This is a genomic window from Vibrio sp. Isolate23, from assembly GCF_022398095.1.
In the GTDB taxonomy this organism is placed as follows: domain Bacteria; phylum Pseudomonadota; class Gammaproteobacteria; order Enterobacterales; family Vibrionaceae; genus Vibrio; species Vibrio coralliilyticus_A.
This window is the reverse complement of sequence record NZ_JAKEUV010000021.1, coordinates 1-9,620: the sequence shown is the minus strand read 5'-3', so window position 1 is coordinate 9,620 and position 9,620 is coordinate 1. Positions and strand designations below refer to the sequence as shown.

General features: G+C 39.9%; 15 protein-coding genes and 1 pseudogene. 14 read left to right on the top strand and 2 right to left on the bottom strand.

Going from position 1 to position 9,620, the window contains the following annotated elements; genetic code table 11:
• Positions 1-293: 293 nt before the first annotated feature.
• The 8 genes from L1D31_RS22355 (at position 294) to L1D31_RS22315 (ending at position 4,416) form a co-directional block, all read left to right on the top strand.
• A complete protein-coding gene (locus L1D31_RS22355; protein ID WP_239839134.1) occupies positions 294-626 on the top strand; it encodes a hypothetical protein in 333 nt (110 codons plus the stop codon).
• 206 nt (positions 627-832) lie between these two features.
• Entirely contained in the window at positions 833-1,090 is a 258-nt protein-coding gene (locus L1D31_RS22350) for a type II toxin-antitoxin system Phd/YefM family antitoxin (RefSeq protein WP_005448240.1), read from the top strand.
• Positions 1,078-1,380, top strand: a complete 303-nt coding sequence (locus L1D31_RS22345; RefSeq protein WP_239839133.1) for a type II toxin-antitoxin system RelE/ParE family toxin — start codon at positions 1,078-1,080, stop codon at positions 1,378-1,380. The genes L1D31_RS22350 and L1D31_RS22345 overlap by 13 nt, the downstream gene beginning before the upstream one ends.
• Positions 1,381-1,536: 156 nt before the next feature.
• Positions 1,537-1,806, top strand: a complete 270-nt coding sequence (locus tag L1D31_RS22335; RefSeq protein WP_239839132.1) for a hypothetical protein — start codon at positions 1,537-1,539, stop codon at positions 1,804-1,806.
• 134 nt (positions 1,807-1,940) lie between these two features.
• Positions 1,941-2,543: a hypothetical protein gene (locus tag L1D31_RS22330; RefSeq protein WP_239839131.1), complete on the top strand. Its 603-nt coding sequence runs from the start codon at positions 1,941-1,943 to the stop codon at positions 2,541-2,543.
• Positions 2,544-2,708: 165 nt separating this feature from the next.
• Positions 2,709-3,086: a hypothetical protein gene (locus L1D31_RS22325; protein WP_017052519.1), complete on the top strand. Its 378-nt coding sequence runs from the start codon at positions 2,709-2,711 to the stop codon at positions 3,084-3,086.
• A gap of 121 nt (positions 3,087-3,207) precedes the next feature.
• Entirely contained in the window at positions 3,208-3,618 is a 411-nt protein-coding gene (locus tag L1D31_RS22320; RefSeq protein WP_239839130.1) for a hypothetical protein, read from the top strand.
• A 576-nt stretch (positions 3,619-4,194) separates the two neighbouring features.
• Positions 4,195-4,416, top strand: a complete 222-nt coding sequence (locus L1D31_RS22315) for a VF530 family protein (protein WP_176289463.1) — start codon at positions 4,195-4,197, stop codon at positions 4,414-4,416.
• Positions 4,417-4,525: 109 nt separating this feature from the next.
• Here the strand turns inward: L1D31_RS22315 and L1D31_RS22310 are convergent, their stop codons facing one another.
• Positions 4,526-4,951 (bottom strand): hypothetical protein, encoded by a 426-nt coding sequence (locus tag L1D31_RS22310; protein WP_239839129.1) that lies wholly within the window; start codon positions 4,949-4,951, stop codon positions 4,526-4,528.
• Between the two features lie 194 nt (positions 4,952-5,145).
• Here L1D31_RS22310 and L1D31_RS22305 point away from each other — a divergent pair, with 194 nt between their 5' ends.
• The 6 genes from L1D31_RS22305 to L1D31_RS22270 all read left to right on the top strand — a co-directional run bounded on the left by L1D31_RS22305 (position 5,146) and on the right by L1D31_RS22270 (position 9,476).
• Positions 5,146-5,520, top strand: a complete 375-nt coding sequence (locus L1D31_RS22305) for a hypothetical protein (RefSeq protein WP_239839128.1) — start codon at positions 5,146-5,148, stop codon at positions 5,518-5,520.
• A 147-nt stretch (positions 5,521-5,667) separates the two neighbouring features.
• Positions 5,668-6,246, top strand: a complete 579-nt coding sequence (locus L1D31_RS22300) for an SEC-C metal-binding domain-containing protein (RefSeq protein ID WP_031846547.1) — start codon at positions 5,668-5,670, stop codon at positions 6,244-6,246.
• Between the two features lie 473 nt (positions 6,247-6,719).
• On the top strand, positions 6,720-6,956 hold the full coding sequence (locus tag L1D31_RS22290; protein WP_239839127.1) for a hypothetical protein: 237 nt from the start codon (positions 6,720-6,722) through the stop codon (positions 6,954-6,956).
• 377 nt (positions 6,957-7,333) lie between these two features.
• Positions 7,334-7,858, top strand: a complete 525-nt coding sequence (locus L1D31_RS22285) for a hypothetical protein (protein WP_239839126.1) — start codon at positions 7,334-7,336, stop codon at positions 7,856-7,858.
• Between the two features lie 137 nt (positions 7,859-7,995).
• Positions 7,996-8,493: a DUF2867 domain-containing protein gene (locus L1D31_RS22275; protein ID WP_239839125.1), complete on the top strand. Its 498-nt coding sequence runs from the start codon at positions 7,996-7,998 to the stop codon at positions 8,491-8,493.
• Positions 8,494-9,122: 629 nt separating this feature from the next.
• Positions 9,123-9,476, top strand: a complete 354-nt coding sequence (locus L1D31_RS22270; RefSeq protein ID WP_239839124.1) for a terminase — start codon at positions 9,123-9,125, stop codon at positions 9,474-9,476.
• 22 nt (positions 9,477-9,498) lie between these two features.
• Here L1D31_RS22270 and L1D31_RS22265 read toward each other — a convergent pair.
• Positions 9,499-9,620 (bottom strand): annotated as a pseudogene (locus tag L1D31_RS22265) (IS30 family transposase); the annotation flags it as partial.

Genomic DNA, 9,620 nt, shown 5'->3' with positions numbered 1-9,620 from the left:
TTCTAAGTGCGGACATCATATACCTTTCATTCTCAGTGAGGTGTGTGTAAATCATGGTTTTTCACTTCTTGGCGGGAGTAAAACTTATGAATAGCACATCTCACTGTTTTAAATTTCAGGGGTGTCGCACTTCGTACTTGAATCCAAGGGATATAACAAATTGTTCAAGAGGGATTCGCAACGCGTGGCATTTTCACTATGCGTTGATTTTAGTGATTAAGGCGTTATGCGGCGGCATCGGTATTGCGTTGCTCACCCCTTAACAAGGCGTTAAGTTGAAAGAGGAAAGCTAAATGGAAGTTATTAAGAAAGAGTCTAATAAGGGAGCAGTCTCTAAATTAATGTCAGGAGACTACCGCTTAGTCGATGTTTTTTGGGCAGGTTATATTATTTTTGGGGCGGTATTAACAAGCTTTGTTACTAAGCTCTCAACGGTGGAAGCAGCAATCGCGGGAGTTATTCTTCTGTCAATTTACTATCTATTCTTGAGCGTAGCTGTATGGAGATCTGCTAATAAATATACTGGAAGAAAGCTCTGGGTGGTTTTAGCAAAGGTTATTGTTGTTCTTAATTTGTTGCAAACTATTGTTAGTATAGGCGCTATCGTTTATGCATTTGTTTCGTAAAAATTTATCAACTTAACAAAGCGTTTAAGACGGATTCCCAACGCTCGGCATTTTCGGTTTGCTTCAGTTTAAGTGTTTACGGCACAATGGTTTAAGTAGGGTGCTCTGCGTTGCTCACCACTTAACGCGGCGTTAGCCGTCATGGAGCTTGCTATACTCAAAGTGATAGAATAGTATCACTTTAGTATTCTTTTGGAGCAGCTTTCATGAAAGTAGAACTAGTTACATCACTTAAACGTCAAGCAACTAAGATCCTCGCCGATCTCCACGATACCAAAGAACCAGTGTTAATTACTGAGCATGGTAAGCCATCTGCGTATTTAGTTGATGTTGATGACTACGAATTTATGCAAAATCGTTTAGCTATTCTTGAGGGTATTGCACGAGGTGAGCGTGCACTAGCTGACGGTAAAGTGGTAAGTCATGATGAAGCCAAGGACAAAATGTCAAAATGGCTGAAGTAATCTGGACTGAACCAGCGTTATCTGACCTCAATGAGATCGCTGAATACATCGCTCTTGAAAATATCGTAGCTGCAAAACAATTGGTTCAAACGATCTTTTCTAAAGTTGAGCGCTTAGAGGCTTTCCCTGAATCGGGTCGCATTCCACCTGAATTAGAACATCTAAGTTATCGTGAAGTTGTAGTTAATCCGTGCCGCGTTTTCTATAAACAAGACAGCGACAAAGTATTCATTCTGTTTGTTATGCGTGCTGAGAGAGACTTGCGTAAGTTCCTATTGAGCAAGCAATAACCTTTAGGAATGAGCGGCTAACAAACTGTTTAAGAGTGATTCGCAACGCGTGGCATTTTTACTATGCGTTGTGTTTGGTGATTAAGGTGGTATGCGGAAGCATCGGTATTGCGTTGCTCACACCTTAACAGGGCGTTAGCTGCAAAGGTACAAACTATGAATAAACACTATAAATTAGTAGAAATAGATTTACCTACTGAAACTCAATTAAGTGAAATGCGCGCAACAAAGCATGCTGATCACCTTGACTATTTTTATGGTGAACACTGGAATACATTCATTAATCGAGATCATAAGTGTTTTCTAGAATTTGACGTTGGTCATTTCGCATCTGAGTTTATTGTTCGGGAAATAACGTATGAACACTATTGTTCACTAAAGAAAGATAAATCTCTTTTTGAAGCAATCAGTATGAGTGTACGTTGAAGCTACAGCTAACAAGGCGCTTAACCTGACACTCCACGCTTGGCATTTTTGCTTCGCAAAAGTGTATACCAAGGTGTCGTGCAAGTTAGCTTAGCGTTAGTTGTTTAATCGTTATCCACATTTAGGAGTTGTATATGGATTATGTTTCACCTGTGTCAGCTATAATTGGCGCAATTATCGGGGCAGGAATTGCTGGATATTTCACAATAAAAGCGACTCAGAAATCCTTTGATAACCAGAAACTTCATTCTGATGAGAGTGAAGAAAAACTGATCAAAGGTGTTCTTCAAGCAATACATGATGAAATGGAAACTGTTTTTGATAGATACCAGGAAACCATAGGTTCTAAAGTTGAGGCTCTTGAGAAAGGGGGCGCACTTGCCTTTTATTATCCTTTAGTTAGTGATTTCTTTTCGGTGTACACAGGTAATAGTTTTTTAATCGGCAGAATTCCAGATAATGATTTGAGAAAGCAAATTATTAAAACATATACTCTCGCTAAAGGAACTATAGATACATTTAGGTTAAATAATGATTTAGTTAGTAAATTAGAGTTCTCAGAAAAACTATTCGCCGAGTCAAATCTAGATGTGCATAAACAACAATCGATTGCACATTATAATAGTTTAGTGGCTTATGCTGATAGCATAAAAGAAGGTCATAAAGACTTAAAACAGGAAGTAAGTTCTCTATTAAGAATGCTTCGTAAAAATGGTGTTCTTAATGAAAACAACTAACAAGTCGTTTAAACGGAATAAAAACAGTTGGTTATCGCTTCGCGATTTTAACCAACCATTTTTATCCGCTTAACGAGGCGTTATGTGCTTTGCGGCATATGTCACAAACTATGAAACAGATGAGAGTAAAATTCCTCGGAAAATATCTTATAAAATAGGTTTTTCATGAAGTTCAATAGTTTACTTTTCATCGCTTTCTGTTTTGTCTCTAGTTCAGCCATCGCTTCTACCAGTACCTTAGAGTGCGTATATAAAAAGTATTCAGACCCAGAGGGTGTTCATACGGCAAAGAGTGATTTCATTCTTAGATATCTAATTGATCCAGATGCCGACAAAGTTTATGTGCTGGGGAACAATGGTAGTAATGAGGTGGTAAAGGTTCCTGGAAATGATCATGTGTCATTTTTGGAAGCGACTGGGGCAGGTAATGTGATGGTCACTACGATTACAAATACAATGAATACAGTTCATAGTCGAAACACAGTTGGTTTTGGTGGTGACCTGATTCCATCTCAGTACTACGGGAAATGCACAGCCAAGTAGTACGCACATAACAAAGCATTTAAGAGTGATTCGCAACGCTTGGCACTTTCGCTTCGCTCAAGTATAGCCAAGCGCCGCTCACACCTTAATGCGGCGTTATGTGTCAAATCAGGGAGGGAATATGAGTCAAATATTACTAATAATTGGAGTGTCAATATTCGGTGTTCTGGGCGCTATCCACTTGGTGTATACATTTTTCACAGAAAAGTTTAACCCTTATGACGCTTCAGTGTTTACTGCCATGAAAAGTACGTCACCAAGACTTACCAAAGAAACTACAATGTGGCGCGCTTGGGTAGGTTTCAATGCTAGCCATAGTTTAGGGGCCATGTTACTACCAGCCATTTACCTTCCATTGGCCGTTAACCATTTCGAAGTCATTAAGAACTCTATTTGGTTTTCTCTTTTACCAGTAGCGGTTGGTGTGTCATATTTAATTTTGGCCAAAAAATACTGGTTTAAAATTCCATTTTTAGGTGTACTTATTTCTCTAGTTTGCTTTCTGGTTTCAGCATGGTTAATCAACACATAACAATCTGCTCAAGAGGGATTCACAACGCTCGGCAATGTTGGTTTGAATGAGTTTAGGTGTTTACGGCACAATGGCTTAGTTTTGATGATATGCGTTGTTCACCCCTTAGCAGGGCGTTAGGGCTTACTACAAAAATTGCAAGGATTTGAAATGGTAAGGTTTTATCTAGTTCTTACTTTGTTAGGTATATTGCTTCCTTATGGAGCGTTGGTTCCTTGGTTACTTGCCAATGGCTTAGATATTAGTCTTTTGTTGACTCCCAATGTATCTTTACTTCAAAGAAAAACAGTCCCTTCAACCACAGCCCTAACAATAAATTTAAGAGTGATTCACAACGCTTGGCGCCGTCACTTCAAGTCAGTTTAGTGTTTATGGCACAATTGTTTAGCTAAGGTGTTAGCGTCGCTCACACCTTAATGCGGCGTTATGCAAATGAGGATAATTTAACTCTATAGCTCATTTCTGTTCGTTTCTGATTGTTCAGACAGACAGCGATAAACGTGGGTAAAACTACTAAGTTCCTACTGCTAATCTGGTAGACTTAGGCTGATTTTAAGTATTTCAGGAATCCCCCAAATGAACCAAGAGCAACCAAACAACCCACTACATGGTTTGACGCTAGAGAAAATTCTTGTCCGTCTACAGGAACATTATGGTTGGGAAGGCTTGGACGCGGAAATCCAGATCAACTGCTTTTACAACAACCCATCTATCAAGTCTTCGCTTAAGTTCTTGCGTCGCACTCAGTGGGCTAGAGACAAGGTCGAAGCACTGTATATTGAGACTTTCTGCAAGTAAGAAAATTTGCATAACAAAGCATTTAAGAGTGATTCGCAACGCTTGGCGTTTTCGCTTCGCTCAAGTATAGCCAAGCGCCGCTCACACCTTAATGCGGCGTTATGTGTTTTCAGTGCACTAAATCATTCAGCAGTTCTTTGAACTCATTTGTTGTAAGCCAAGAAGGTAAGGGTTGCTTGCCGTATTTATCAAGGTAATGAGTTACAATTTCATTGCTTTGAAAAAGAGTATTATTACAAAACTTTAATGTTATCTTCTTGTTTAGATTAGGGTCTTCCAAATAGCTGGTTGCAAGTGGAGGATAAGTTTCAAGAATTAAACGCGTTGCATCTTTCCCAAAAGCTGAAGCGCTAACCAAAATGAGTGGCAATTGTACATCCAATACTTTCTCATACATGGGTTTGCTCTTAGTCTTGCACACCTCTAAGACCGTTAGCATAGTGGCGACTTGTCTTTCTGCTTTATTTATCTCATCACCATATGCTAGCTGATAGCTACATAGATAAATAAGTAGTCCTAAAACGCACTTATTCATACTTCACCCCTTTATACATTTAGAAGTAATGTACAATCAGTTTAGTATACACATAACAAAGCATTTAAGAGTGATTCGCAACGCTTGGCGTTTTCGCTTCGCTCAAAGTATAGGCAAGCGTCGCTCACACCTTAATGCGGCGTTATGTGTCTCTTGAGTGATGATTTACCAAAATCATGTAATATGGATAAGCAATGTATAGAAGCATATTAACAGTTTTAATTTTTGTTAGTTTCTTTTGCCTAGGCGAAACTAAAAATGATGGTACATCAGTTTTAAATAGCCTTTATGTTTATGACGAACCGTTGGGGTTACCACCATATTCGGATCAATGGTTTATAGATGGTGATTTAGCAAATTTGAATTACGTGCATATAAGAAGAGACGGTAAATCTGGTAATTTATCAGCTCCCGTTAGTATTGATTGTAAATCTAAAAAATTTACGGTGACAGGAAGTGGGTTTATTTACACTTTGGAACCGATCTCATCATCAGAAATTACCCAACAAATCAGTAAAAATGTTATTGAAGCCGTATTACAAAAAGTTTGTGGTGCAAAAAACACATAACAAAGCGTTCAATTGGACAGTCAACGCTTGGCAGTTTTGGCTCACAGTTTGGCATTAGTGTTTATGTCACAATGGCTTAAGCTTTGTGGTAGCGTTGTCTGCCCATTAACGCGGCGTTATAGCGCTTGTTTAGCTAGGAGTATTAGCTTGCAGTATTTTGATTTACCAGATTTAAGTAGTGTCTTACTGAAGAAACTCGGGGTAAAAGACTTGATAAAGGTTCGAGTAAGCCCTGATGTAGCTGCATTGCCTAGAAACTGCTTAAACAACGTCAACTCTTATATTGAAAGACATGGTGGTAGTGTACAGCTAGGGTGGATTTTTTCTTGCCTGGGCAATATAGCAATTAAAATGACCGCTCACGCTGTTGTTAAGTTACCTGACAACTCATTGATCTGCGTTACACCAAATGAATATCGTTCTGGCTTATTAAAGTTTGCTCCGGACAGCTCGGTGGAAGATCTAATTCATGATAATTTTCTTCCGACTAAGTTTGTAGCTCTGATCGACGACCAGTCTTTAAAAGACTACATTGCGATTGAAGTTGAGCAAGACCAATTGAGGCTAAATAGTAAGGGTGTTGTAGCTGCGTCCGACTTACAGCAGTTTCATTTGCGAGCATCTTTACTGTATCCAGCGATCTTAAATTTAGCCAAAAAGCATACTGGTAGAAATGATCAGTGTTACTGTGGCTCTGGAAAAAAGAATAAAAAGTGTTGTGAATAAATCGCTATAACAAACTGTTTAAGAGTGATTCGCAACGCGTGGCATTTTTGGTATGCGTTGCGTTTAGTGTTTAAGGTGGTATGCGGGAGCTTTGGTATTGCGTTGCTCACACCTTAACAGGGCGTTAGGTTGCTTTGGGTTTGTACGGTTTTTTAGTTTGGCGTTCAGCCACTTTGAATCCTTTTGTTGTCGCGAATCTCAGCGGTCATGTGGCTCGAACTTTTTCAGATGAAGGTTTCATTCAACTGGCAAGCTTTGATGTTAGTGGCTGAGTGTTTTCTGGTTTGAAGTGCGCTTGGTTAAGTTTGTTCGTTGTAAGTTCGCTATCTCCATCCGGTTAGTTTTTTTGCTTCAGTGAACCACCGAAAAAATAGTGATTTAGTTGTTATTCGGCTTGGGGGGTTATTGCGGTGCAGCTAGCTTTGGTGTTTGATAGTTTAGTCCTATAGCTCAAGCTAGCAAAGGTGTTCGTAATGAGCATACCTAACAATCTACTTAAGACGGACAACCAACGCTTGACGGTTTTGTGTCTGGTTATGTTTAGTGTTTACGGTGGTGTGTTTGAGTTTTGTGGTATTGTTGGTAGCCGCTTAGCAAGGGCGTTAGGTTGCTTTAAGTTTGCACGGTTTTTTAGTTTGGCAGTAAGCCACTTCAATAATCGTATTTGTCTCGAATTTAAACGGCCATGTGGCCCTAACTTTTTCTGGTGAAAGATTCATTTAATTAGTAATCTTTGGCGTCAGTGGGTGAGTGTTTTCTGTTTTAAGTGCTCTTGCCCAAGTTTATTCATTAGTAGTTAGTTATCTCGATTTGGTTAGTTTTTTTGCTTCAGTAAACCACCGCAAAAATAGTGACGCGGTTGTTGTTCGGCTTTGGTGGTTATTGCGGTGCATTGAGCTTTGTAGTTTCATAGCTTAGTCCTATAGTTCAAGCTAGCAAAGGTGTTTGTAATGAGCATACCTAACAATCCGCTCAAGACGGACAACCAACGCTTGGCAGTGTTGTGTCTGGTTATGTGTGGTGTTTAGGGTGGTTTGTCTGAGTTTTGTGGTATCGTTGGTAGCCGCTTAGCAAGGGCGTTAGCTCGATGGGGGAAGTTTTGGAACTAACGGAATTAAATGAAATAAAAGACGCGAGTTTTGCACATGTTGTTTGTGATGCTAATACTTGGTTTGAGCGCTCAAGAGCTTTAATGGCATCTGCACGAATATCAATGGAACGAGTAGATATCCTTATAAATCATACCGAACGCCAAGAATTAGAAAGTGTTTGCTATTTGTTGTATGGCTTAGCCTTGGAAAACTTATTCAAAGCTGTTTGGGTTTATAATAAATATGGTTCGCCACTTAGCGAAGACTGGATGCCGGAATCAAAGTTTCCTAAAGCAATCCAAACACATGATTTGATAAAGCTTGCTGAATCAATAAATTTTGATTTATCAGAGCAATATAAACTTACATTAGAAATATTGACTGAGTCAGTAAGGTGGTCTGGTCGATATCCTTGCGATTTAAAACCGAGCTTTAGTGGGCGGTTCTTTAGCCCTCAAGTACATAAAGGTGCAGAGTCAATTTATGCTGAGTATCGTAAAATGTTCACCTTATCGAGCTAACAATCAGCTCAAGACGGACAACCAACGCTTGGCGGTTTTGTGTCTGGTTATGTTTAGTGTTTACGGTGGTTTGTTGGAGTTTTGTGGTATCGTTGGTTGCCGCTTAGCAAGGGCGTTATGCCTTTTGGGAGAAATACATGTCAATTCCAAAATGTTCTGAGTTGTTTGATTATGCAAAAGGGGCTTATTTCGCTGATAGCTTTTCATGCGAAATCCCTAACAATGACCAAACCGCACTCGATATCTATCTTGAAATCGCGAAACAAACGCCAGCGTGGGTTTCATTCTTAATGGCAACGAGAAATCGCATAGTATCAGTACTTGGTTTAAAGAACTTAGGCCGACTTCAGGATGCTATGTTAGCGGAAAATGTGGCAAACATTAGCGTTGGTGAGAGAATCGGTATTTTCACGTTACACAGCAATAGTGATACTGAAATTGTCTTAGAGGACAGTGACAAACATCTTGATGTAAGAGTGTCGTTTTTACTGGACGTAGTTGGGGATAAAATTACAGTACACGCGACCACGGTGGTGCATGTACATAACATGTTTGGCAAAGTGTACATGTTTTTTGTTGCTCCAGTTCACAAGCTAATCGTCCCTAGTTCTTTGAAAACATTGGGACAGGCATAACAAAGCGTTTAAGGCAGATTCCCAACGCTTGGCACTTTGCATTCAAAGTTGGGTTAAGTGTTTACGGTGTAAAGGTTTAGGTTAGTGGTCGGCGTTGCTCACTACTTAACGCGGCGTTAGGTTGCTTTTAATATTGTAGGCTTGGTAGCTCGGCGCTCAGCCACTTTAAGTTCATCAGTTGAAGTTACTTTCGCGTCTATGTGGCTCGAACATCTTCATGTGAAAGCTTCGTTTTGTGGCTCAATTTCAAGTTCAGTGGTTCACCGTTTTCAGCTCGAACGGCCAAGTTAAGTTTTCAGAAACCCCTTGTCCCAAAAGGTTCTTCGGCTCGGTGTTTTCAAGTTCAGCGCATCTTGGTTTCGGTTAACCACCGCAAATTTGGTGAAGTGCTCGTCATTAAACTTCAGTGTATGTTGCGGTGCATTCAGTATTGGTGTTTTATAGTTCAACCACTGCATTCCAAATCAGCAAAGGCGCTTGGAATAAGCATTCCTAACAAACTGCTCAAGACGGACTGCCAACGCGAGGCGGTTTTGTTTCTGGTTAGGTTTGGTGTTTACGGTGGCTTGTTTAAGTTTTGTGGCATGTTGGCAGCCACTTAGCAGGGCGTTAGGATTCAAGGAGGAAACATGCGACTTAATGAAATAATTGAATGGCAATGGGAAGGGTACTCTAAGTTCCACCAATCACGTAAAAACCTGCTAGTACATATCGTATTTGTACCAGTTTTTATCATAGGCTTTGTATCTTTTTTGCTATCTTCATTTTGGCTTGACTTAGTCTCTGCGTTTAGTTCTTTTCTAATCATGGCCTTATCATTTGGTATGCAAGGACTGGGGCACAGTAAAGAAACAAATCCGGCTGAGCCATTTACAAGTTTTAAAAATGGCGTCATACGCATTTTGCTAGAACAGCTTTATACCTTTCCAAAATTTGTGTTGACGGGTGAATGGTATAGAGCACTGCGGGGTTCAAAATCTTAGTATCAAGTTTGAAGTGCGACACTTAGAGTAGCTGCTCATAAATATACTCCGTTGGTGTTTTATAACCAAGCCTTTGGCGTGGCCTGTTATTCAGTTTATACGCTATCTGGCTGCACAGTCTTTGTGTCACATGAGCCATTGAGG

Excerpts from the sequence above, each read along its gene's own strand:
- L1D31_RS22355 (WP_239839134.1), top strand. The coding sequence starts at position 294 with ATGGAAGTTATTAAGAAAGAGTCTAATAAGGGAGCAGTCTCTAAATTA.
- L1D31_RS22275 (WP_239839125.1), top strand. The coding sequence starts at position 7,996 with ATGTCAATTCCAAAATGTTCTGAGTTGTTTGATTATGCAAAAGGGGCT.
- L1D31_RS22320 (WP_239839130.1), top strand. The coding sequence starts at position 3,208 with ATGAGTCAAATATTACTAATAATTGGAGTGTCAATATTCGGTGTTCTG.
- L1D31_RS22325 (WP_017052519.1), top strand. The coding sequence starts at position 2,709 with ATGAAGTTCAATAGTTTACTTTTCATCGCTTTCTGTTTTGTCTCTAGT.
- L1D31_RS22330 (WP_239839131.1), top strand. The coding sequence starts at position 1,941 with ATGGATTATGTTTCACCTGTGTCAGCTATAATTGGCGCAATTATCGGG.
- L1D31_RS22310 (WP_239839129.1), bottom strand. The coding sequence starts at position 4,951 with ATGAATAAGTGCGTTTTAGGACTACTTATTTATCTATGTAGCTATCAG.
- L1D31_RS22345 (WP_239839133.1), top strand. The coding sequence starts at position 1,078 with ATGGCTGAAGTAATCTGGACTGAACCAGCGTTATCTGACCTCAATGAG.
- L1D31_RS22335 (WP_239839132.1), top strand. The coding sequence starts at position 1,537 with ATGAATAAACACTATAAATTAGTAGAAATAGATTTACCTACTGAAACT.
- L1D31_RS22305 (WP_239839128.1), top strand. The coding sequence starts at position 5,146 with ATGTATAGAAGCATATTAACAGTTTTAATTTTTGTTAGTTTCTTTTGC.
- L1D31_RS22350 (WP_005448240.1), top strand. The coding sequence starts at position 833 with ATGAAAGTAGAACTAGTTACATCACTTAAACGTCAAGCAACTAAGATC.
- L1D31_RS22285 (WP_239839126.1), top strand. The coding sequence starts at position 7,334 with ATGGGGGAAGTTTTGGAACTAACGGAATTAAATGAAATAAAAGACGCG.
- L1D31_RS22270 (WP_239839124.1), top strand. The coding sequence starts at position 9,123 with ATGCGACTTAATGAAATAATTGAATGGCAATGGGAAGGGTACTCTAAG.
- L1D31_RS22315 (WP_176289463.1), top strand. The coding sequence starts at position 4,195 with ATGAACCAAGAGCAACCAAACAACCCACTACATGGTTTGACGCTAGAG.
- L1D31_RS22290 (WP_239839127.1), top strand. The coding sequence starts at position 6,720 with ATGAGCATACCTAACAATCTACTTAAGACGGACAACCAACGCTTGACG.